The sequence below is a fragment of the Metallosphaera javensis (ex Hofmann et al. 2022) genome, assembly GCF_022064045.1.
In the GTDB taxonomy this organism is placed as follows: domain Archaea; phylum Thermoproteota; class Thermoprotei_A; order Sulfolobales; family Sulfolobaceae; genus Metallosphaera; species Metallosphaera javensis.
In genome coordinates, this window is sequence record NZ_JAKNCW010000002.1 from 136,163 (window position 1) to 159,247 (window position 23,085).

Annotated in this window: 23 protein-coding genes and 1 riboswitch; of the genes, 7 read left to right on the plus strand and 16 right to left on the minus strand. The window is 47.4% G+C overall.

Translation table 11 applies throughout. From position 1 onward, the window contains the following. Window positions 1-327: 327 nt before the first annotated feature. A complete protein-coding gene (locus L3N51_RS02520) occupies window positions 328-858 on the plus strand; it encodes a class I SAM-dependent methyltransferase (protein ID WP_238025279.1) in 531 nt (176 codons plus the stop codon). Window positions 859-860: 2 nt separating this feature from the next. On the opposite strand, the gene L3N51_RS02525 is transcribed toward L3N51_RS02520, so the two are convergent. The 4 genes from L3N51_RS02525 to L3N51_RS02540 all read right to left on the minus strand — a co-directional run bounded on the left by L3N51_RS02525 (window position 861) and on the right by L3N51_RS02540 (window position 2,879). Further along, window positions 861-1,100, minus strand: a complete 240-nt coding sequence (locus L3N51_RS02525; RefSeq protein WP_238025280.1) for a hypothetical protein — start codon at window positions 1,098-1,100, stop codon at window positions 861-863. Then, window positions 1,100-1,294: a hypothetical protein gene (locus L3N51_RS02530; protein WP_238025281.1), complete on the minus strand. Its 195-nt coding sequence runs from the start codon at window positions 1,292-1,294 to the stop codon at window positions 1,100-1,102. The genes L3N51_RS02525 and L3N51_RS02530 overlap by 1 nt, the downstream gene beginning before the upstream one ends. A gap of 150 nt (window positions 1,295-1,444) precedes the next feature. Continuing rightward, entirely contained in the window at window positions 1,445-2,401 is a 957-nt protein-coding gene (locus L3N51_RS02535; RefSeq protein ID WP_238025282.1) for an alpha/beta hydrolase-fold protein, read from the minus strand. 175 nt (window positions 2,402-2,576) lie between these two features. Further along, a complete protein-coding gene (locus L3N51_RS02540; RefSeq protein WP_238025283.1) occupies window positions 2,577-2,879 on the minus strand; it encodes a hypothetical protein in 303 nt (100 codons plus the stop codon). A gap of 194 nt (window positions 2,880-3,073) precedes the next feature. Here L3N51_RS02540 and L3N51_RS02545 point away from each other — a divergent pair, with 194 nt between their 5' ends. After that, the gene (locus tag L3N51_RS02545) at window positions 3,074-3,757 is read left to right on the plus strand and encodes a hypothetical protein (protein ID WP_238025284.1); all 684 of its coding nucleotides are present in this window, start codon (window positions 3,074-3,076) and stop codon (window positions 3,755-3,757) included. Window positions 3,758-4,020: 263 nt separating this feature from the next. After that, on the plus strand, window positions 4,021-4,251 hold the full coding sequence (locus tag L3N51_RS02550) for a hypothetical protein (protein ID WP_238025285.1): 231 nt from the start codon (window positions 4,021-4,023) through the stop codon (window positions 4,249-4,251). 112 nt (window positions 4,252-4,363) lie between these two features. Here L3N51_RS02550 and L3N51_RS02555 read toward each other — a convergent pair whose 3' ends face one another. From L3N51_RS02555 to L3N51_RS02585, 7 genes are all read right to left on the minus strand, one after another. Continuing rightward, window positions 4,364-5,110 carry an exodeoxyribonuclease III gene (locus L3N51_RS02555; RefSeq protein WP_238025286.1) on the minus strand — a complete coding sequence of 249 codons (747 nt, stop codon included), beginning with the start codon at window positions 5,108-5,110 and terminating at the stop codon, window positions 4,364-4,366. Window positions 5,111-5,240: 130 nt separating this feature from the next. Next, entirely contained in the window at window positions 5,241-5,870 is a 630-nt protein-coding gene (locus L3N51_RS02560) for a hydrogenase (RefSeq protein ID WP_238025287.1), read from the minus strand. Then, window positions 5,863-6,804 carry a respiratory chain complex I subunit 1 family protein gene (locus tag L3N51_RS02565; RefSeq protein WP_238025288.1) on the minus strand — a complete coding sequence of 314 codons (942 nt, stop codon included), beginning with the start codon at window positions 6,802-6,804 and terminating at the stop codon, window positions 5,863-5,865. Before L3N51_RS02565 ends, L3N51_RS02560 begins: the two co-directional genes overlap by 8 nt. Then, window positions 6,801-8,516, minus strand: coding sequence for a proton-conducting transporter membrane subunit (locus L3N51_RS02570; protein WP_238025289.1), 1,716 nt, complete (start codon window positions 8,514-8,516; stop codon window positions 6,801-6,803). Before L3N51_RS02570 ends, L3N51_RS02565 begins: the two co-directional genes overlap by 4 nt. After that, the gene (locus tag L3N51_RS02575; protein ID WP_238025290.1) at window positions 8,513-9,124 is read right to left on the minus strand and encodes an NADH-quinone oxidoreductase subunit B family protein; all 612 of its coding nucleotides are present in this window, start codon (window positions 9,122-9,124) and stop codon (window positions 8,513-8,515) included. Before L3N51_RS02575 ends, L3N51_RS02570 begins: the two co-directional genes overlap by 4 nt. Then, window positions 9,121-10,227 (minus strand): hypothetical protein, encoded by a 1,107-nt coding sequence (locus L3N51_RS02580; protein ID WP_238025291.1) that lies wholly within the window; start codon window positions 10,225-10,227, stop codon window positions 9,121-9,123. The genes L3N51_RS02575 and L3N51_RS02580 overlap by 4 nt, the downstream gene beginning before the upstream one ends. Further along, window positions 10,224-11,516 carry a proton-conducting transporter membrane subunit gene (locus L3N51_RS02585; RefSeq protein WP_238025292.1) on the minus strand — a complete coding sequence of 431 codons (1,293 nt, stop codon included), beginning with the start codon at window positions 11,514-11,516 and terminating at the stop codon, window positions 10,224-10,226. Before L3N51_RS02585 ends, L3N51_RS02580 begins: the two co-directional genes overlap by 4 nt. A 15-nt stretch (window positions 11,517-11,531) precedes the next feature. Then, window positions 11,532-11,610, minus strand: a riboswitch (Fluoride riboswitch). A 380-nt stretch (window positions 11,611-11,990) separates the two neighbouring features. On the opposite strand from L3N51_RS02585, the gene L3N51_RS02590 reads away from it, so the two are divergent. After that, entirely contained in the window at window positions 11,991-12,539 is a 549-nt protein-coding gene (locus tag L3N51_RS02590) for a PaREP1 family protein (protein ID WP_238025293.1), read from the plus strand. A gap of 137 nt (window positions 12,540-12,676) precedes the next feature. On the opposite strand, the gene L3N51_RS02595 is transcribed toward L3N51_RS02590, so the two are convergent. Then, entirely contained in the window at window positions 12,677-13,675 is a 999-nt protein-coding gene (locus L3N51_RS02595; RefSeq protein WP_238025294.1) for an acryloyl-coenzyme A reductase, read from the minus strand. A 167-nt stretch (window positions 13,676-13,842) separates the two neighbouring features. Between L3N51_RS02595 and L3N51_RS02600 the strand changes: the two genes are divergently transcribed. Further along, a complete protein-coding gene (locus tag L3N51_RS02600) occupies window positions 13,843-14,232 on the plus strand; it encodes a CBS domain-containing protein (protein ID WP_238025295.1) in 390 nt (129 codons plus the stop codon). A 56-nt stretch (window positions 14,233-14,288) separates the two neighbouring features. On the opposite strand, the gene L3N51_RS02605 is transcribed toward L3N51_RS02600, so the two are convergent. Further along, a complete protein-coding gene (locus L3N51_RS02605) occupies window positions 14,289-15,371 on the minus strand; it encodes a succinate-semialdehyde dehydrogenase (RefSeq protein ID WP_238025296.1) in 1,083 nt (360 codons plus the stop codon). 81 nt (window positions 15,372-15,452) lie between these two features. Between L3N51_RS02605 and L3N51_RS02610 the strand changes: the two genes are divergently transcribed. Both L3N51_RS02610 and L3N51_RS02615 read left to right on the plus strand, forming a co-directional pair. Further along, window positions 15,453-16,628 (plus strand): 3-hydroxyacyl-CoA dehydrogenase, encoded by a 1,176-nt coding sequence (locus L3N51_RS02610; RefSeq protein ID WP_238025297.1) that lies wholly within the window; start codon window positions 15,453-15,455, stop codon window positions 16,626-16,628. Window positions 16,629-16,659: 31 nt separating this feature from the next. Further along, the gene (locus tag L3N51_RS02615) at window positions 16,660-18,078 is read left to right on the plus strand and encodes a phenylacetate--CoA ligase family protein (RefSeq protein ID WP_238025298.1); all 1,419 of its coding nucleotides are present in this window, start codon (window positions 16,660-16,662) and stop codon (window positions 18,076-18,078) included. A gap of 34 nt (window positions 18,079-18,112) precedes the next feature. Here L3N51_RS02615 and L3N51_RS02620 read toward each other — a convergent pair whose 3' ends face one another. The 3 genes from L3N51_RS02620 to L3N51_RS02630 are packed head-to-tail and all read right to left on the minus strand — an operon-like array spanning window position 18,113 to window position 23,052. After that, window positions 18,113-19,948, minus strand: a complete 1,836-nt coding sequence (locus tag L3N51_RS02620) for an amylo-alpha-1,6-glucosidase (RefSeq protein ID WP_238025299.1) — start codon at window positions 19,946-19,948, stop codon at window positions 18,113-18,115. 4 nt (window positions 19,949-19,952) lie between these two features. After that, window positions 19,953-21,800, minus strand: a complete 1,848-nt coding sequence (locus tag L3N51_RS02625) for a glycoside hydrolase family 15 protein (protein ID WP_238025300.1) — start codon at window positions 21,798-21,800, stop codon at window positions 19,953-19,955. Between the two features lie 7 nt (window positions 21,801-21,807). Beyond that, entirely contained in the window at window positions 21,808-23,052 is a 1,245-nt protein-coding gene (locus L3N51_RS02630) for a sugar phosphate nucleotidyltransferase (RefSeq protein WP_238025301.1), read from the minus strand. Window positions 23,053-23,085 lie beyond the last annotated feature (33 nt).

Sequence of the window (23,085 nt, forward strand, 5' to 3'; positions counted from 1 at the left end):
TCGTGAGGTAGGGATGGATAGCCCAAAGAAAGGTTTTAAATGATAATACGTAGATCTATCGTGGCCTGCTGAACCCCATCATGCGATCACGTAGGATTACCACCCAGGGATAGAACCGAAGTTAAGCTTGAGGAGACCGATGCTACCTTAACCCTTCCACATGGGGCGTCAAGGATGGGTTCCATTCGACGCCGTGAGTGAGAGGGGATCGAGCACGGTCAATGAACCAAGAAGCCCCATCCGTGAGGGTGGGGCAGTTCGCACTTTTCCATCTAGCCATCATGACCTATTAAACTATCCTTAAATATTGAAAAACTTCAATTTCTTATGGACCATCATTTCAGGAGGCTTTTAGATCCAGAAAGGAAAAAGTTCGAGGACCCAGAGAAGTTCATTCCATTTCTGCTCCAGGGGAATGAAGTAGTAGTTGATATGGGATGTGGACCCGGCTATTACTGTCCAGTCCTGGAAGAGCATTCCCTAAAGCTATACTGCATTGATCTCAGCAAAGAGGCGCTGGAAATGGCTAAGAGCAGGGTAAAGAAGAGTTCCACTGTTTTCCTGAATGAGTCCTCGGAGCGCACATCCCTTCCTTCCTCCTCGGTGGACGTGGTGGTGTTTTCCAGCTCCTTTCATGACATGGACAGGGAGAGAACTTACGAGGAGGTGTTGAGGATACTCAAGCCCTGCGGGAAGGTAATAATAGTGGACTGGAGAAAGGACGCTCCCTTTGGACCCCCGGTACACATAAGGATGTCCAGAGAGGATTACCTCTCAACCTTTAAGGACTTCGAGGTGGAAAAGGAATTCTCTCCCGGGCCCTACCACTTTGGCTTGATCCTAAAGAGGAAATGCTAGAATTACGCGAATTTACACGTTTTACATTGAGGGAAAACCCTGTTCAGAACCAAGGAGAGGCACTCCTTCTCGTCAGAGTCGCAGGGGAACACTTTCATCCCCCTGCTTGCATAGTCCTGAAGTTTCTCCTTGGTTAATTCCCTTACAATTATTATGGAGGGAACTCCTGTGGACCTTCTTATGACTCCAGTATCATCAAGGGAAAAAACCTGCCCATCTTCGAATCCAACCAGAACGTTCATCATGGAATAAATATGGACACAATAAATAGAGCTAACGCTATTCCAATAAGCATTGAGCCGATCATGGTTGAGTCCTTTCTAGGGATGAAGGGTATATCAAATCTTCCCAGTATCACGTAACTCACACCGTACACAGAGGAAACTACCCCAACCACCAGCAGGATCAGTTTGGTAAGCAATATGACTTCTATCATTAAGAAATAGTTTGTTATAGAAGATTAATAATCTTTCTTCTAGCTGATAGAGAATGATATATTTATATAGACATAATACACTAATGAAATAGATTCTGGGAAGAGGCTGAAAACTGATATTTGTACAAAGATGATCATCTAGGGCGAAGATCAAGAGAGCTCGCCATTCAGGTGCTCGAAAAGATAAACGAGGGAGATATCATATCTGTACGAGGTATTCATGTGACCTCCATGGAACTCTTCATAGACGTGTGGAATTCCCCAGCTGTTCAGCAACTCATGAATCATCCTGTTTCCGTACTGGAGATTGAAGTCGTCTCTGCTTCCCACGTCAATGTAGAGGGACTTTCCCCTCAGACCGTCCTTCCGTTCTACAAGAAATCTCACTGGATCAAGAGAAATCCAGTGTTTCCAGACATCCTCCCTTACCCTTCCGGTGTCCATCTCAAAGGGTAATTCCACGTTATCCGCGGGGGAGTAAAAGGCTGAGAGCCCCACTATCATCATGGCATCCAGAAGGTCCCTCCTCTTACGGTCCTGCTGAGCCCAGAAAAACTCCACGAACTCCCTGGGATTACCAGCTCTTCTCAGGGTTGATATCACTCTTGGAAAGAGGGGGAGGTAGGCATATTCAAAGTAGGCGTCAGCAGAGTGAACTGCCACGCCCTTAAAGTCGTACTTGCTCCCCAGATGTAAGGCTCCATATCCACCTGAGGACTTCCCCATAACTCCTAGAGAAGTGATCCGGTACTTCTCCCTCACCTGGGGAACGAGTTCCCTCATGAGAAAGGATTCGTAAAGGCCTGCTGCCTTAGAGTCAAGGTATTGATTTCCTCCCAGAGAGGTGAAGGTATCCGGGAGGATGAGGGCCAGATCACCAATCTTTTTCTCCATGAAGAGTCTTTCCACCCTGTCCTTCAGGGACTCGGAGAGAGGATCAAGGTTCAATTGAGCCAGAGATGTTGAGAAATAGCCACTGAGATAGAGAATTCCGGGAATGTTCTCCTTGGATCCAGTAGTTACGACAGCAACCCTTCTCCTGTATGGGTCCTTCCAGGGATTGTCACGGAGAAAATCACTTTCAATCTCTAGGTATTCGATTTCCATGGGAAATAGTGTAACGTAAAGTAAAATTAAAAAGCTTAGGAATATTGCGAGAACAGCTCCTTAACTGAACTTCCTTAATACCCTTAGCTGTTGCCTCCATCACTTTTTCGTGATCCTCTGGAGATGGAGCCGGAACTACCATATGTAGTACCTCCTTGCACGTTTTCGTTATTCCTCACTTTTTACTCGGGGGCCTACCATATGGTTGTGTATTTAAGGATACTTTAACGTGAAATACACAACAAACCAAGCTAGGCTCTACTGGGGGCCTTTCCCTTCCTTCAATTACGTAGAAAATAAGGTTGGAATCTGGGGCATTTACTGGAACATATTGCCCAGGCTTGAAGAATATTAAGGTAGTTCCATATTCGTCCTTTCCGATCACAGGTAAAGGAGTGAATGTTTCTCCTATTCGTCTGTAATCTGGCAGATGGGCTATGACGGCCTTAGACTCCTCTTCACCCTCAGTCAGCTTCAATACGAAGATACCATCCTAACTCTCTTTAACCTCATACTTCCCAATTTTATCTAAACTTTATAGAAGAACACAATATTTATCATAAACTAGATATGGTCTACTTGCTCATGCTCCTGTAGGAGTTACGTAATCCAGAAAGAATTTAGGGCAGGTGGAAAAGATTATTAGCTTAATAATGCTAATAATATTTGGAAATGATTGCTGTACTATCAGCAGAGTTCGATAAAGGGGACGAGATGAAACTGGCTCGGCTTGGAATTTCAGTTGATGTGCTGAAGAGAAAAATTAAAGAGCTGGACGAAAAGTATTCAGAGTCTCTTACCAAATTTTATCAAAAACTCTCGGAATATATATTAATGCTGAGCTCCTCTGACATGATTGAGCCTCCCCCTCTGGAGGAACTCAAGGAGCTTACTGATGATTACTCAGGGGTATACTCCCTACTTGAGAACCTTAACGACACTGATTATAAACATTTCTGGATTGAGAGAACAAGAAAAACGCTGGACATGTTCATAAGGTTTAAGGATGATTTCATCAAGTTACTGAGGGAGAGGGAACGATCAAATCCCTTACTGGAACACTACTATCAGATGTTTCTGGATGTGCTAGCCCATCTCCTCAAGGACCTGGAGTTAGTTGATACTTTCAACATAAGGGCCAAGGATAATGTACCCCTCACGAAGAAGGTCCATGGGATAAACTGGTATCTATTTTACTTCCTCTCTCCAATAGCTCTTTACCTGAAAAGCGGGATAAACAACTACAATACAGTGGCAATTTTTGCCACCATCCTAATCGAACTCGACATTGGATTTGCCCCGCCATTACCTATGGCACACAGCGAAGATTTTCTGAGGGCATTTTTTGGTGACTGAATTATAGGGGTGACCTTTGACACTAACGTTTTGTTTTACTACGTCTTTGGTTACCCAGATAAGGCAGAGGAAAGGCAAGTAATGGAGATAACTGAATATGTTAAGAAAAATAATCAAAAGAAAATCGAGTTATTTCCACTCATTCAGTTAAACAAGAACTTGGGAGTTCCGCTACTAAGATCTTAGATGTTGTTAAGGTATTGGTGGAGAAAGAGTTACCTGATAACTGGGACGCAATGTCGTACATGGAAAGAGACAATTTATTGTCTGAGATCGATAAAAACTTTTATGAGAAGTTCAGGAGGGTTTATACGGCTAAGTACACGGATCGAAATCTTGATGATAAGGCAAAGATAGGGCATGGGTTCTTCAGGACGTTCAGACATAAGCTGGTAACTAGGACTAAACAGGAAATTCTTCTTGATGTATCGGACGTGTGGATGACTACCGCCAGAAGAATTTTAAATACTCTGGACAATTTGAGGGTTTTTTAACTCTCTCAGGAAAGGAACTACTGTACCAGGTGCCTTCTGATTCGTGGAAGTAGTAACGTTTAGATAATTCCTCGATCCAGTAAGAGATATCCCAGAGTAATCCTGAAGTAAATTAAATGTCAATCTCTAGAGTAACGGGAGCGTGATCTGACCCCATCACGCTTTCTAGGATCTCTGCCCTCTTTACGTATTTCTCGAGCTCCTTGGAGACCACACAGTAGTCTATTCTCCAGCCTATGTTCTTTTCCCGAGCGTGAAACCTATAGGACCACCAGGAATAATGCCCTCCTCCCTTGACAAACATCCTAAAGGTGTCCACAAACCCTGAGGCCAGGAATTCGTGAAACCACTTTCTCTCTTCGGGTGTGAACCCAGCGTGATTAACGTTCTCTTTAGGCCTTGCTATATCAATTTCCTCATGGGCTACATTGAAGTCACCACAGATCACACATGGCTTACCGAGCCCTTTCACGAAGTCTTGAAACTTCTGGTCAAAACGGAGCTTGAAATCTAGCCTTTTCAACTCCTCCCCAGCGTTTGGGAAATACACGTTAATGACGTAAAGTTTGTGGAACTCAAGGGTTAGGACTCTGCCCTCCGAATCAAACTCCTCGTCGCCTATACCGTATCTAACGGAGAGTGGTTCCAATCTTGTTAGGGTGAGGGTCCCGCTATATCCCTTCTTTTTAGCCGGGTAAAGATATGACCTGTAGGGAAGCAGTTGAAAATCAATGGGTAATTGACTGCTCTTAACCTCCTGAAACATCAGGATGTCGTATTCCTGACTCTTGACCAGATCCAGCAGTCCCTTTCCCAGTATGGCCTTGAGACCGTTAATGTTCCACGAAAGTATCTTCATGGTAGGTTTGTTGTTTACAAGGTTCTTAAGGTATGTTCCATTTGCGAAATCAAAATTCCTCCGGAGGACTAGGATTAATAGGGCCGAGATGCTCAAACAGGTAGTATCACGTGCGCGATATCCATCCCTTTCACCCCCTTAATTCCTCAACAGGCTCGTGGTCCCTCTTTTCCACAATGATGACCGACGATATGACCACCAAGGCCAGAACGTCGAGAAAAACTGTAGCGTCTATTAGAATTGGAGGCGGTATAAGAGATATACCAAGGACCACAAGCGAATTTTCGAGTTCAATATATCCCAGTATGTGAGCTGTGGTAGATTTACGTGAGGCTATAAGGAATAAACCCTGGAAGAAAAGCGTCATTGGCATGATAACCCCCTCATACTCTGTTGGTATGACTTTGACGAATACCGCGTATACTACCAGAAGAGTTGCCGAGAAGAAGAAGGCTAGATTTACAACGAAACTGGATAGAACCTTCACCCTCTCTCTATCCCATTCCTTAAACCTGACAGTCTTGAGGAGAATGTAGGGTGTAAGGAACGCTCTAGTGAGAAATATAATTCCACCTAGTATAATAAATTCTACATTCTCTGTAAGGAAATAGTAAATAAAGGAAATTATCCCAATCAACAGCGACTGAATTCCTATTATTTTTATTGCTGGATTGAAGTATGCTTGACCCTGAACGTAAAGGGCAGTGACGGGTAAAAGAAAGGAGAGTATTAATATAATCTCCTGAACAGGTTCAACCATTGAGGGTCACCGTTAAAATTATAGAAAAGGCAGAGAGCACTAGGGCTACAATTAGGAAATCTTGGATCTTGAATAGCCTGAACTTGGCTAAGCTGGTCTCTATAACGAGGGTTACACCTAGGAGGATCAACCACTTTAGGAACATTATTCCAACGTCCTCTATCGCCCCAAGTATACCAGTCTGCATTCCCCATGGTATGAGGAACACATTCAACAGGACTGATCCGAGAAGATAGGACTTTACGTAGCCTCCCCATTTCAACAGCATTAGGCCCTTTCCGCTGTACTCATATACAAGGGAATCATCAATCATTCCCATTTCCGACATTCCAGAGCTTTCCAGTGGAAGCTTCCCGGTTTCATACAACCATAACATGAAAAAGGCCACGCTCGCTGTAACGTGTGGGAGGAAAAGATACTCCGTTGGAGATTGAATAGTTTCCAGTGTAACGTAGGGATTATTAGTCCCTGTCACCAGAGCGACTGCCATGAAGACGGTGAGCAGTGTAGCCTCTCCCAAGTAGGCAAAGGAGATGTTTCTGGACACCCCTAGCGTTACAAGGTTGCTGGAGCTCTCCATGGATTCGTATATTTTTAAGAATCCAGCAAGAGAGAAAAGTAGTGCACCTCCCAGAAAGTCCACCACAGGAGTGAGATATACGGGCCTTGGATAGACCACAGGAATAACGAAGGAGATCAAAACATAGACAGAGAAAACTAGGTAGGGTCCGTTCACGAAAAGCCATCCGGCATTCCTCGGGATAGTCATCTCCTTTCTAGAAAGCTTTATGAGATCATAATAGGGTTGAAATATGCTAGGACCTCTTCGCCCCTCGACTATGGCCTTCATCCTTTCTAAAATACCGGGATAGAGAGGCGCTAGGCCAAGAACCGCGGATACTTGAACGAGCGTCTCAATCAGCGTGTTTATCATAACGTAATCACCATGATCAAGATGATGGCTACTATCATGTAGATCATGTACCATGTGATGGAGCTGTTCATGAAGCTCCTGGAGAAGAGCCTCGAAAACTTTGTATATGATCTAACCAGAACCAGCATTGCCTGCCAGAAGATGTCCGCGCTGGTCTCTAGTGATCCTGTCTTGGTTCTCAGGAGAGCCCTCAACATTAGCCTGAGGTTGTTTGCCATACCGAATGAAGTGTATCTAAACCCTTGACCAGATCCGTTATCCCAGGTATCAACTACCCTGATTTTTCTCCTTCCTAGGGATAGATATATCACCAAAGCAATTATTGGCCAAACAATTAGGACGTAAAGTGGAGAAATTCCCCCAAACGCTCTCTGATATTGGGAAGAGATCAGGGAATTTAGTCCAACACCCAACTGGGAGACGTTAGTATTGAAAGGGGATAGAAGATACGCGAGGCCCATGGTCACCAGAAGAAGAATACCTGACACCGTAAGGATTATCCCATATCTTTTCCCCTTCTGGCGCGTTAACTGGGTATAGGACGTAAACCTCGCAAGGGCACCTGTAGCAAATCCCTCACCCATACCTATCATTATCCCCGCTATCACCGGGACTATATTGATCAGGTGGGGCAACGTGATTGCCTCCATGAACATTGACTCAAGCAAAGACCACGTTGCTATTCCCCCTATAGTTGGCAGGAGACCTGACATGGACATCGTCATTAGGACTGTTCCCAGTACTGAGAGTCCATGTCTAAACGCCTTCGCAGTTGTTAAGGATTCTCCCTCAATGTATCCCGTTGACAGGAAAAGGCCTGTCTTTGCAAGCGAATGGGCTATCAAGTAGGTGAGAAGGCTGAACATGACGAATTCCCTCAGATTACCATACACGAGCTCTAGGCTTCCCAGTAACGCAAGCATGGAGCCGTTGTTCTCTATAGTGCTGAACGCCAGTAGTCCCTTCACGTGATCGGAAACATAGGAGTAGAGAGCCCCGAAGAGGTTTGAGAAAGCTCCTATCAATAGGAGGAAGATCCCAAGGTACATAGAGACTGGACTCAAAGTTTCCATCTTAAATATCCCATAAATTCCCGTCATGGTCATAGTCGCGCTAAGGATTGCAGATAGATCAGATCTGGCGTTCCCATGGGCTATGGGTAACCATTCCACTACTAGGAAGGGAAATATCCCCATCTTTACGATGAAACCCATCGAGGTTATGATCAGGGGAAGCGGACTGCTCAAATCCTCAAAGGATAAACTTCCCGTCATGGAATAAGCGAGGGCGAAACCAGAAATCAGTAATGCAGTGCTTAGTTCCCCAAACGCAAGAAAAGTTAATGCAGGTCTCCAGTCTTTTTTATAGAGTCCTATTCCACCAAAAGAGAAGAGAGTCATGGTTTCCCATCCGGCAAGAAATTCAACGTAGTTGGAACTTGTTAGAACCGCAATAATTCCCAGTACGGTCCCGCTCAGGATCATTGTAAGCCATTTATTGTTGTAGTGCACAAGGGAGTACATACTCACTAGAGTCCACACAATCCCAGCTACCAAGGAGAAGATGCCTGAGGGTAAGTTCGTCGCCCCGTAAATGGCAAAAACACCTGAGGCTAAAGCCAGCAGTATCAGGGATATTCTGTTACTCAAGAAAGATCCCGCTAAGGACAGGATAGATAAAGCATAAACGAGAAGAACTAAATCGGCAATCAAGGAATCTCTCCTCCCTTAGCTCTTATCAGCGCATCAAGTATTGAGGCGGGGGTTGGTGGACACCCCGGGATTATGACGTCACCCCTAATATCAGGGGGAATTCCAGTAACTCCACCTGATATCGCACATGTACCAAGCAGGATGACCAGTTTGGGTGAAGGCATGACGTCGTAAGCCCTTCTTATGACCTCTTCCATTCTCTTACCCAGATTTCCCATGATCACAAGGGCGTCGGCATGTTTGGGTGTATTGGTGAAGAAAATTCCAAACCTGGTCATATCATACTGAGGGGAAGATATTAATCTCAGTTCCAGGTTGCAGGCACCACAGCTTCCTGCGTCCAATGGATATAAATAGAACGATCTCCTGAAGGTTCTATCTGATCTCTCAACCTTGGGTGTTAGGGTCTCCCCAGTTGGCGAGAAGAGAGGTTCGCATGCCCTACAGAAGATACATCTCTCAGGTCTCCATTCCTCGCCTATCGCATCTGTGGGGCACTTTACCTCCCCCTCCTGAGCCCTCTTAAGCCTAGAAGGCCATTTGGTCTCGTGATGATAATCCTTTTCCGTTCTTACACCCATCCTAATTCCCTTCAAGAACCAATTCATTTTAGATCAACCTCCAGTTCAGATATCCAGATCCCGAAACTCTCCCAGTTGAAGGGAAAATCAGTAAATATATTTCCGGGCATTGACCTGAGGAAAAGCCTCATATTCACACTTGAGGGTGCCAGAAGAAACGCTCTCTCAATTCGTCCATGTCTAATTCTAACTAGGTAAGCCAGATCTCCTGATGGACTCTCTACCCTTCCTATTCCTTCCCCATCCCTTACTCTCATGGGGAAAGTATGAGGCTTCACCCTCAACTCTTGGAGAATTCTGAGCGACTCCTTAATCTCCTCAAGGCGAACCAGTATTCTGGAGAAAGCATCTCCATGATCCTGAGTTGGAACCTTCAAGTCGAAGTCTCGATAAACAAACAAGTCAGAGTCCAGTCTGGCGTCATATCTAAACCCAGATGCTCTAGCAGCTGGACCAATGGAGTTATCCTCCTTGATGACACCATTGCCTTGCAGTCTGTCTATGAAGATTCTATTCTCCAGTATTTTCTCCACGTCTCCGATTTTCAAGGATGGAACCTCATGTTCGCATTCCACCCTCCCGGGATAGTTGGCCCCAAAGAAGTACCTGTGCCCACACGACCTTGCTATTGTCCTGTTAACCTCCTCCACCTGTTGAAGGAGAAGATAGGATGGAACCAAGAACGATGCGGACTCCAGAACCCTCTGGATCACAAACAGGTTGTTCCTGATTCTCTCTAGCTCAAGCTGAGCCATCCTAGAAACGGTAACCTCATAGGGCACTTCTGCCTCGAAGGCCTTCTCCACAGCCTGGAGGAAAGAAATTGAATGGGAGGCCGCGAATGCTCCGTTTATTCTCTCCACTCTGATTAGAGCTTCCTCAACGGGCAGTTGTGTAATCTTGATTTGTCTCCCCTTATAAGGGACATGACCAATCCTCTCAATGCTTTCCCCATAAGTTGCTATTTCGAATCCTACCGACTCCAGCAGACCTCCAGCTGACGGACCATAGAGGAAATTGAAGGAACCATAACCTAGATCTCTATGTTCCTCTACTTCCCTAGCACACGGTCCTTCTGTAAGCCCCTCTGAAGTAAGGCAATATGGCCCCAGATCTCCTATGATTCTCATAGCAACACCCCCACAATTCCGAGAATTAGTGGGATAAGTGCTGATATCATGGCAATAATTGAGAGTTCCCTGTGCTTCTCTTGATAGGGTTCTCCCTTGAAGATCATCCTGGAGACGTGATAGTTTACGGAAATGAACGAAATGGTCAAAGAGACTATTACGATCCAGAACTGTGGGATAAGTCCATGTTTAATAACAGAGGACAGGATCAGGAACTCTCCAAGAAAGTTTCCGAAGGGTGGTGCTCCTGTCACCGCCAGGGATGATAGGAGAAATGAGGAGGCGAGAATGGGACTTCCGTAAAGTCCATGTTCATCAATTTCCTTACTTCCCTTGTTCCTAAGCAGGGAACCCGAGGCATAAAAGGCTCCTGCTTTAGCAAAGGCGTGGGTAACCAGGAGTATTACTAAACCAGTTAACGAGTTCACCGCTACCCCCAATAGGGCAAAATTCATGTTTTCAATGGTAGAATAGGCAAATAGCCTCTTGTAGTACCTCTGGCTTGCCATCATTAGGGATGAAACTAAGATGGAGATTGTGGCCAGCCAGCTATACAAGCTTGGAAGTGGCGCGATGGTGAAAGTTATGTGCAATATGTATACCGCAACTGGCAAGAGAACTCCTGAGAAGAGCGCACTCACAGGCGAAGGAGCCTCTGAATGCGCATCAGGAAGCCACGTGTTCATGGGAAAAACTCCAGCCTTTGTACCAAAACCTAAAAGAGCAATTGCTGATGCCAAGGAGAAAAGAGGGGAGGAATGGGCGTACAGGACCTCCGTTATGGTCAGGGTGTGTAGACCATAGTAAAAAAGGATCACAGATATGAAGGCGAATGTAACTCCAGAGGAAACAAGGAGAAGATACCTCCATCCTGCCTCAAGCGCTGTAGGAGTACCTTCAAAGGTTACCAGGAGTACAGATGAGGTTGTGGTGGCCTCCAATCCCACCCACATAAGCCCGAGATTATTTACCGATAAAGTGAACAGCATTGAGGCGACGAACAGGTTGAGAAAATAATAGTAGTTTCTTTCCTGGGGCCCCTTCTTCTCCAGGTAAAACACTGAGTAAACGGCGGAAAGCAAATAGACTCCTGCAACCATCACCATAAGGTACCATGTTAACGTGTTAACGTAGAACTGAGAGATAATGGGCAAAAGGGGTTTGAGCAGAAGCACAAGTATTAGAGTGACGCCAGCTGAGGCTAGCGTAGAATACTTTTCATTGACGACTACAACACTTCCCAAAATTGGAGTGAGTATAATCCATCCCACTAGGTTTAGGCCAATCATCCTATCTCACCCATGCAAGAGATAGGCGTCATCAGCCTTCATGCTTCAGGCGGTTCGGGAACTAGCCCAGGGGGACGCCATCCCCACTGCTCTAGCATGATACTAGATTATAAGCCTTGTTTTATAATGACCGGTTTTTATGTCAGGTGACAACACGTAAACTGACAAGAGGTAGTTTTAAATCTTGATGAAGGGAATGCTTTCAGCAATTCATCTCACCTCTTCATGAGACGCCGCCTGATTCATTTTGTAGACCTTACCACATGAACTCTTTCCGTATAACCTCTTTCCTGCATTTCCCTTGTCCATTCTGTCATGGGTGCCTCTCACTCCTCATAATAGGATTGCGATGCATATTGTAGTCTTTAATTTCTACAAAGCCCTTTACTGAGCTCTCGGAGGAACACTCCTCTATGTCTCTCTGGAACCTGATATGTTAACAAGTTTTTATGCGCTCTAACGTTAATTTCGATTGTGAAAAAGGACTTAGTTAATGTTGATGAAGACTATATTTATGCTAGGGTTATTGAATCGTTAGCAGATTCTCTTTTAGCCATAGATCTCTTTCAGGGAGGACATACCAGAAATGGCGCCGGAAAGGCGTTTGTAGCAGTGAAATCATTAATCTCAGCCTTAGTGGTTAAATTCAGAGATAACCTGGTTGAAATGGCTAAACAAGAAAACGAGAAAGAATGGATAAAAAAGAAAGGACATACAGCACCCACTCACTCACTAAAATCTCTGGGAATGTACTTTGAGAAGATCGGAATCGATGTATATTTGTTAATAGAGATAGCGCTGGATCTTCACGATTACCAGTATAACGGTTTCGATCCGGATTTCTCTCCCTATAAGGATAAGGAGCAGGTGAAGAATGACATTATCAAAGTTGTAACGCAGGTGCACGGACTGATAAATAAGTACTTCGTGGAGAACCGTGAGACCATGGAAATCAATGAGAAACTAAAGAATAACCTGGAAAAATTTGTTAAAGAGCAGGATCAGGAGGGTTCCCCCAGGTAGGGACCTGTTGAGTTCCTCCTTATTTCCCGATTCCGGTCGTAAACATTCATGTTCGAGGGGTACGTTAGAAAGGCCCGGTTAAACCCCCATTCCAGCGTCCCAAGGGCACAATCCCATCAAAACCTGATGCCTGGGTCTCAGGGACTGAGAAGCACTTTCCCCACCTTGTGCTTATCCTTGAGCATTTCGTATCCCTTATCTATTTCCTGAAGGCTAACAGTCCCCGCAACCACTGGCCTTATCTTCCCCTCTGCGGTTAATTTCAGGGCTCCTTCCGCGTCTCTCTTAGTTGCCGAAGCGTGTCCAATTATGGCAATGTCCTTAAGAATCGTGTAACCCAGTCTGAGTTGATAGGACTGTGTGGGGTCCACGTTACCTATCTGCACTATTCTGCCTCCCATCCAGAGGGATTTCAGACTTTCATCAAAGGTGGGTGTTCCCACAGTGTCAATTACCACGTTTATGTCCTCCCTCTTGGCCTCCTCTGAGAACTTTGATCCAACTATAACCCTGTCAGCGTATTTCCCCACAATTGACGCTTTCTCCTCTGAGGTTGTCACTCCCACGACCCTCGCTCCCATGGCCTTTGCCACCTGTAACGCATGTATTCCCACTCCACCACTCGCCCCCGTTACCAGCACAGTCTCTCCCTCTCTCAGGTTTGCTCTCCTTAATCCCCTGTACACCATCCCGGTAACGCATGGGACCATTACAGCTCCCTCATCCGAGGCATCCGCTGGGACCTTGACGAGGCTGGTCACCTTCACCTTTGCCATCTCTGCGAAGAAACCGTCCAGTTCCTCTGAGTATCCGAGCCTGGAGTGGCAATAGGCCTCCTCTCCCTCTCTGCAATAGTGACAGGTCCCGTCAGGCGCATAGAGAAGGGAGATCACCCTATCCCCGGGAGAGAAGTTGTTCACTCCTTGTCCAACCTCCACGATCTCTCCAACTACCTCATGGCCCAGAATCACAGGATATTTCATTCTAGGGTAGAACCCCTGTAGCTGGAGCAGGTCCCTGTAACAGAGGGCCGCCTTTCTCACCCTGATCACTACCTCGCCTCCGCCGGGTCTCGGGTCCTGAATATCCCTGACTTCATAACCCTGTTTGTGTCCTTTCACTACGACAGCTTTCATCACTTTAAATACATTTAAATAACTTAAAAAATAGCTGGTTTTTAATCGGAGTATATCCCCGGGGTTTTCATTCGATATTCGAATCTGGAATCTAGTCTTGTGAAGGCATGCAGATATACCGCGGAGAATTGGGAACTTTATTATCCTTCGCGACGATATACTATTTAATGATTGTGAAAGAACTAATCGGAAGGGAACCAGTAACCATAGACCCCAACTCGGATCTGGTTCATGCTGCCAAGCTCATGAAAAAGGAGATAGTGGGGTCCCTTCTGGTTGTTGAGGGAGGAGAACCCAAAGGGATTATCTCGGAAAGGGACATAGTTTATGCCATAGCCTCAGATCTTCCCCTGACCACTAAGGTAAAGGAAGTTATGAGCACGAACTTGGTAACTGCAGACGCTGGAACTGAAGTTGGGGAAGCAGCAATTCTCATGGTGGGCAAGGGGATAAGGCATTTGGTAGTGAAGGAGGGCAACAGGGTTATTGGTGTCGTGTCGCTTAGGGATGTTGCCAGAAGTCTAGGTTTGATCGCTACAGACCTGACTATCTGGTGACCGTGCCGTCCTTGTTAGGTCGAATAAAGATAAAGCGTGTGAAAAGAAACGTGAAATCAAGGTACTATGAGACTTCTTATGGCCTCCCCTTCCTCCAGCATCTTCACTGCCTCATTTATCTCCTCTAACCTGAATCTCCCTGTCACAAGCCTGGAGGGATCGTATCTTCCCTGTCTTACCAGTTCCAGAAGCTTCGGCATGTCCACCCTAGGTCTTCCCCCATAGTTACCCACGACTTCTATGCCTCCCCTAACAATGGAGGCCACCTTAATGGGGATCATTGCTGTGGCCGGAGGTAACCCCACCAGGACTACCTTACCTCCTATTCTAACAGAGTCAAGAGCCATATGGATCGTGTCCTCATTTCCTCCAGCTTCTATCACGACCTGGGGACCTCCCCCGGTCATTTCCTTTATCGCCTTTACAGGATCAGTTTCCTTAGAGTTGACCACGTCAGTGGCGCCCAGCTCCATGGCCCTCTCAAGCTTCCATTTCTTTGTTCCCACGGCAATTATCCTTCCAGCCCCCGAGGCCCTGAGGAGCTGGATTGTGGATAGACCCACTCCTCCCACCCCTATCACTGCCACAGTGTCTCCGGGTTCAATCCTCGAGGAAGATATTGCACCGTAACCTGTCAAGCCAGCACAACCAAGGACGGCAACCTTTTCCAGATCCATATCCTCTGGGACCCTGGTTAGTGCGTTCTCTCCAACGATGGCATACTCGGCGAAACCTCCTCCCAGAAAAGTCCTTATCTCCTTTCCGTCCTTGGAGAGTCTCGAGGTTCCATCTGGCATAACTCCCTTGAGCCTGACCTGAGAGAAAGTCTCACACAGGTTCTCCTTACCCGCCACACAGTTACCACATTTGCCACAGGGGTGAATGAACGCTGAGATAACCCTATCCCCGGGTTTAACCCTGGTCACTCCAGGTCCCACCTCCTCCACCACTCCGGAGATCTCGTGGCCTGCTACAACCGGCGGTGGGACTGGAGTCTTCCCCTCAAACACGTTTACATCGGAGTGACAGAGGCCAGTGGCCTTAACCTTAATCTTGACTTCCCCAGCCCTGGGTTGGGAAATGTCCACATCCTCAATGGACAGCGGTTCCTTATACCCGTGAAGTACTGCTGCTCTCACATTCTACAGTAGACTTCGGGGTTTAAAATGTTTAAAGTGTAAAAGTAGCACTCTTTTAAATTGGTTCTCTTTCATACTCGTATGCGCATAGCTGTTGTTGGTTCGGGAACCATGGGTCATGGCATAGCCGAAGTCGCTGCCATGGCGGGCATGGAGGTAAAGCTAATCGACATATCGTGGGATATCCTGAACAGGGCCAAGGAAAGGATGTATGAATCGCTTAAGAGATTACATGAGAGGGGCACAATAGGGGAAACCCCGGACTCGGTGATGAGCAGAGTTGAAATGTCCGTGAGCTACGACGTGGCGAAGGACGTGGATTTCGCCATAGAGGCTGTTCCAGAGATATTGGACCTGAAGAGGAAGGTATTTCAGGAACTGGATAGGGTGGTGCCCAAGGACTCCATCCTGGCAACAAACACCAGCTCCATTCCCATCAGCGACATTGGGGAGATAACCTCAAGAAAAGAGAAAGTTATCGGGATGCATTTCTTCAACCCACCGCCTCTCATGAAGCTGGTGGAGGTTATCCCCAGTAAGTACACCTCAGAGGAGGTAACAAGTTTCACCGTGGAACTGGCCAAAAAGATGGGAAAAACCCCCGTAAGGCTGAGGGTGGAGGTGCCCGGATTCGTAAGTAACAGGATCTTCCTCAGGCTTCTGCAGGAAGCGTGCAGGGAGGTGGAGAGCGGTGAGGCCACCGTAGAGGAGGTGGACTCAAGTGCAAGGAATAAGTTGAAGCTACCCATGGGAATCTTCGAGCTTGCAGATTACGTTGGCCTGGACGTGGTGGTTGACCTGTGGAAGGTCATAGTTGAGAGAGGAGCTTCAGACGTTAAGTGTTCCAGCTACAGGGAGAGGGTTGAAAGGAAGGAGCTGGGGGTCAAGTCAGGTAAGGGATTCTACACATACCCTGCTCCTGGGAAGTACACCAAGGTACAGTTACCCGCTGAGAGCAGGGTTCCCCCGGAGAGGATTATCTCCCTTGCTGTGAACGAGGGCGCATGGCTCATAGAGAACAACATAGTGAACGCCGAGGAGGTGGACACGGTGATGAGACTAGGCTTCAACTTCCCCAGGGGGCTCCTGGAGATGGCAGACGAGCTAGGGCTTGACAGGATCCTCAACACGCTCAGGGAGATCCATTCAAGGGGCTACGAGGCCTACTCCCCCAATCCCCTCCTAGTCAGGATGGTATCCCAGGGATACACAGGGAAGACTGCGGGCAGGGGATTTTACCAGTACGGCAAGGCTTAAAGTTTTTAAATTATTTAAACATTCTACAACCATGACAGTTCTCCAGGAGTATGAAAGGATTCACGATGAGTTAAGAAGGGAAGGTTACATAAACACACAGTACCCCCTAAACCCCTCTGAGACCCTGTGGAACAGGAAAGTAATGACCATGAAGAGGGAGGAGCTGGAAAAGGTAAAGTCCTTCAGGCTCAAAAGGATAGTGAAGTGGGCATGGGAGAACGTTCCCTTCTACAGAAACTTCTGGAAGTCCAAGGGCTTCGACCCTGACCAGATTCGCGACTGGAAGGACGTGGTGAGGATACCAATTCTCAGGAAGGACGAGCTCAGGAAGGACCTCTCCGCCAATCCACCCTTCGGATCCATAATGGTACCTGAACTGGCCAAGAGGATCAGGTTCGTGGGTGCAACTTCAGGTTCCACTGGATTGCCCACCTTTCAGGGTTGGGGTGCCTTAGAGCTTGACTATTTCGAAGAGGCGCAGGCCAGGTACCTCTGGACCTTTGCCGGAGTAAAGCCCACAACGGTGTACGCCAATTACCTCAATATGTCGGGTTTCTACAGCTGGGGTCCCCCAGTGGTGGAGACTGCGATGTGGAGGTGTGGCGCTACAGCCATTGCAGGTGGAGGAGAGACCTACTTCTCTTGGAAGGCGAGGCACAACCTCATATTCAGGCTTTGGAAGGTCGACGTTCTCGCCACAACCCCGTGGCTCCACAGGCTCATAGGCGAGGAGGCTAAGGCTGAGGGTTGGGAGTCTCCCTTTAAGGTTCTCCTCCTTCATGGAGGGGCAGCTGCGGAGAACACAAAGAAGAAGCTGTTCCAGGTTCATCCAAACGCTAAGTTGGCCATAAGCGTCTGGGGCACAACAGACGGGCATATGGCAGTTGAGGTTCCTGGACTAGACGGCCAACTGGTGGTATGGGAGGACATGGAGATCTTCGACATTGTGGATCCCAAAACTGATGAGCCAGCATCCCAGGGTGAGAGGGGAGAGCTGATTGCCACGCTTCTCAACCACTTCACCATGCCCCTGATAAGATATAGCCTTGGCGATTACGTGAAGAATGAATTCACCACGGATCCTGACCCCACATATGGAATAACTCATGCCCGATTTGTGGAGCCCATTCCGGGAAGGGTGGAGTGGATGTTCAAGGTTAAGGGCAAGTTATTGCTTCCAATCTACGTGGAGGATGCGGTCAACGAGATACCAGACACCACTGGAATGTTCAACGTGATAATTTACGGTAACGAAATGGACAAGCTGAAGATAAGGGTTGAAACCAGGAGGAACATGGTAGATTCCAGTTACGATTCTAGGGCTAGGGAGATTCTTGCCGAAAGGATAGGTCTCAGCAAGGACGACGTGGAAATAGAATGGGTCGAACCAGGCAAAACGGTCTGGACAGGTTACAAGTTACAGGTGTTCCTGGATCAGAGAAAGAAATGAAGAATGATTTTTCCACCTGTTATGCGAATTACCCTCACGAGTAATTTATGATGTTTCTTATGGCCCTGTTGAGTTCTGCCACGCTCCACGCCTGAGCAATACAACCTCCTTTCTTGTATGGAGGGATATCCTCGAACAGTTCAGGAACGTAACCGTTTTCCCTGACTGCTACACCAAGGAGAGGACTGAATTGGTTCAGCAGATTCTTGATTCTGATGGAGTCGTACTCAAAGTTCAGCTTAGCATCAACGTAAATCCCCACAAGCCACGGCCATATGGGCCCATTGTGATATGCCCTGTCCCTGCTGGCCCTGTCACCCCTGTAAAATGGGGTGTAACCCCTGTCCCTCTTGGAGAGCGTACTCAAACCGTAGGGTCTCAAAAGTTCCATCTCTACCACCTCTAGTACCCTCATGGCGATATCCTTGGATACAACGGGGTAGGGGAGGGCAAGCGCAACGAGTTGATTGGGCCTTATTTCCCTTCCTGGTTTACCGTCCCATCCAATGTAGTCGTAGAGACCGGCCTCAGAGGGAAATTTTTCCATGAAAGATGATCTCACCTTTTCTGCCTTCTCAACGAACTCATCGTCGTGTATCCCAAGTCTCTTGGATATCTGGTCCATGATCATCAATGCGTTGTACCAGAGAGCGTTGATCTCCACAGCCGCCCCCTCCCTGGGAGTAACTATCTCCCCATCAAATTGAGCATCCATCCACGTTCTCGGTGCCCCAACGTGATAGAGCAGGTTTTCCCTATTCACCACAACCCCGTTTCCCTTCCAGTACCAGTCCACAACCTCAAGCATCCTGGGAAAGACCCTCTTCAGGAACTCCCCATCATTTGTGTACTGATAATACTTGTATACAGCGTTGATTCCCCACAGGGAGACGTCAACACCCTTGTAGGCGCTCTCATTGTTTCCAAGAAAGTTGTTGGGCATCAGGCCCCTGTTGAGGGCATTGAAATATCTCAGAAGAATTTTCTTGGCCTGCTCGAATAGCCCGTTCATGAGGAGAATTCCCTCCATGGAGATCATGGTGTCTCTTCCCCATTCATCAAACCAGTGATATCCAGCAATGATCGCGTAATCATCCCCGCTCTTCACCAGGAAACTTTTTCCGGCGCTTGAAAGGAGGTCCATGATTTCCCTGGAACCAAGGATCTTTTGTTCTGGCTTAAACTCGCCCCAGTAGAAGTCCATATCAATCCTGTTACCCTTGCTGATAACGCAGAACGGATTATACAGGTCCTCTAGGTAATTGGTTCCCCTCTCAAAGTCCAAGCGATAGAAGAAGTTATAGTACCAGTACTCCGTTTTTTCAAGGGTATAATTTCCCCTGATCCTTACCCTCAGGAAAGGTATTCCGTTAGCCAGAAGGAGAATATGGTCCTGAAGGATCTTATACGAGAAGATTGGATGAACCGTTTTCAGTGCCACATGGTGGCTCCTGTACGTGATTAGGGGACATAACCTGAAGATGCCCCTCTGGGAAGTGTAGGACAGGGTTATGGCATCGTAACCTCTGTGCACCTGCAGGGTCCTCTCCACCCTGGAGTTCCCAAAAAGGTACTCCCACCTGACGAAGTTCTCTCCCCTCTCCACGTGATCCAAGAACCTATACCCTTCGGGATAGAATACGTCATTAAGATAGTGGTTGGTGCTCATGGGATACTCCTGACCATCCGTTATAACGAAGTCCTCAACCTTGGCCAGAGTCATGTACCTTCTGTGGGGTGGATCCTGGGGTATGACCAGAAGCCCGTGGTAAGTTCTGGAGTTTATTCCGCACAAGGTGGAGGAGGAGTAACCCCCTGTCCCTGTGGGTATTACCCACTCCCTGTCCTCGCACTCCCTGGGATCAAGCATGCGGTTAGTATTTACTGTGGTATTTATTTAATGTGATTATTAGTTCCGCGTGGGACCACACGAGGGGAATAACTGAGGTTGGTTCCCAAGTTTCTGGATCCACCTGCTCTGGAAGGAAACCAGAGGGAGTTGCCCTCTTCATGACCCAGTTCAGAAGGTCCTTGGCCTTATCCAACCTGGAGGTGTCTATCATGTACTGGGCCACCCATAACGTGGTGATTATCCAGGGATTGGGTTGAGCCTTCCTCCTCTGATACATGTCGTTCTCGTACCTCGCAATTCCGCCGTTCACCATCAGTCTCTGTTCTATGGCTTCCATCGTAGAGACCATGATGGGATGAATGGGTTCCACCATCCCGAAGAAGTACGGGGCATACATGCTGGCGTCAACAACGGGATCGGGCTGATAGTTCTCGTCCAGCCTTCTCAGGAACCTCCTTCCATTGGTGAGCCTAGATAGGGCCTGTTCCTTCATAGTCTTGGCTACCTCCAGGGCGTCCTCTGAAAGGCTCTCGTCTCCCATTCCCTTTGCCAGTTCAGCCCCCATGGTAAGCCCTCCATACACCGTGGAAACGGTGTAAATGTGAATACCATATCTCTCCTCCCAGAGGTCAAAGCTGGGCTTGGGAAGACCGTCCTCGGTATATCTCATCATGAACTGCAGGGCAGGTTTCACAAACTTCCTGTAGATCTCAGTTAACTCGTCAAGGTCCTTATACCTTCTGTAATGGCTTCCTATGGCCCACACCTCTAGCGCCGTTTCATCCTCTTGGATGGGAAGGATCCTCTTACCGTTGTAGAGCCACGGATGCCATGAACTGGCAAGGGTCCTGTTGGGGTTATACTTGTGGTGAAGATATCCTTCGGGACTGGCTATTTCCTTCACGAAGTTGAAGTGTCTCATGGCCAGTTCCCCATATCCCGCAACATCCAGCGAATGGGCAGCAATTGCCCCATCCCTTGGCCAGAAGTACTGGTAGGAATCCCCGTAAATGTTCACAAAGGAGAAGTCCGAGGAAGCTATGATGGATCCATTTATGTCCATGTGGTTCTTTACCGTGAGCAGACTGACGTTGTACAGCCAGCTTTCGTGGTCGGAGGTCCAGCTTCCCTTTGAGAGCCAGCTCTTCCAGAACTGGAACACGGAAACGAAGTTGCTCTCTATCTTGGCCGGATTGGCCTCGGTGAGGAGCCTCCTCAGTTCCTCCAGGTTTCTTCCAGCCCCAATCACATAGTAGGCCTTAACAAAGGATTTGCTCCTCAGGTTAAGCTCTATGCCCACTGCTGACTTCACGTCTCCGTGGGAGATCGGGCTACCGTCAAGTCTTCCATCCTTCACGTCATCCAGTGGGTCACTCTTGGTTGCGGAGAACTCCATGTTGTTCATTTCAGTGGACATCAACTTGATACCCACATACCTCTTGGATTTGTAGTGTATGATGGACCACGTGACCGGGTCCAGAAGGGCCGTGTCCCCAAAGGGATTAGAGTAAATGTTCAGGTCGTGTATGAAGAATAGCTTTATCTTGCCCTCCATACCCCTGGATAGAACCTTGATGATGGAGTTCATTACAGGCTCGTTCACATCAACGAAGTTATAGGAGGTTATCTCCAGGCCTAGGTTATCTATGGTCCACCTGACCTCCACGAGATTTGTTCCATCCTCATATGAAACCTCCGTTTTCCACGACTCGTCAAAGTAAACGTTTTTCCCATCCCAGAGTACTACCCTGACTGGAATTCCAGACGTCTGATTCTCCATTCCTATGTAGGGGTAATAGAGGTCAATAATCCTTCCGTGGTCATCAAAGTTCACAAGCATCTTTCCGTTTCCAATGCTAGCCAATCTCATGGGGACATCAAGTCAGAACTGTATCGTGAATTTTGCTGTTGGCATTAATAACCTTGTGTGGATATATCTTGGAGTTCACTATCTCCGTGTCAGCGTCTATAACAACGTCATCTCCTATCACGCTCCCGATAATCCTTGCCCCTCCCCTGATCTCCACGTGCCTCGCTATCACCGAGTTCTCTATCACAACTCCCTCACCAATGAAGGCCCTATCCATGATAGAGCTTCTAATAACCCTCACGTTATTCTTAAGGATGGAGAAGTTGTCTATTGTGGAGTTCTCAAGGTAGACATTGTTCCCTATCTGGCAGTGTCTCCCTATTAGCACGCTCCCCTCGATCCTCATCCTCCCCTTTCTGTATTTCATGGCTATTACGTTCCTCCTTCTTATGGAGTCCGGGCTAGTTCCCTGGACGAATATTCTCTTGGACTGATCAATTCTCTTTCCGCCCATTTCATGCTCATCCAGGCTCTCGAGGAGAACCTTCATGGCGTCCAGATATCTTTCTGGAGTTCCCACGTCAAACCAGAGGGAATCTGTAACGTAACCATAAACGGGATATCCCTTCTGGATCAGGTAAGGAATTATGTCCTTTCCAAAGTCCATCTTTCCCTCCTCCCTCATTGCCGATACCTCCTCGCTTGCGAAGATGTCCCTAATCTTGGGAGAGAGGACGTAGACTCCGGTGTTGATCAGATTGGATGGAGCCTCCCCCTCCTTTGGTTTCTCAACGAATCTCCTTATCCTCATGTCCTCTCCAAGGTCCGCAACTCCGAACTCCCTCACGTCAGTCCACTTCTTGAGGACAATGGTCATTAAAGACCCCTTGGAGAGGTGATAGTCCACAAGCTTCTTCAGGTCCAGTTTGATTAGATTATCACCCTGTATTACCAGGGTGATGTCATCTATTCTGTAGTAATCCATGTTGATCCTCACCGAGTCAGCGTTGCCCACGCTGTCCACTCTGGGCTGGTACTTGAAGTGGACCCTTGGTTTAATCCTGTACCTTGCTGAAAACCCTATTCCTTCCTTGAAGGTGTCAAAGAGCGACTTATAATTCACGTACCCTTTTACGCCGAAGATGAATTCCTTAACTCCCTGCTTTGCCAGTTCTAAGATGGGAAACTCAAGGAGTGGTCTGTTCAGCAACCTCACTGTGGCCTTGCTGGTTTCAACCGTTAACGGTCGCATTCTGGTTGCTTCTCCCCCTATGGGAATGATAACCTTTATATCCTCAGGAGACCATTGCATGTCTTTTATTTATCAGATCTCACTTAAGTGTAT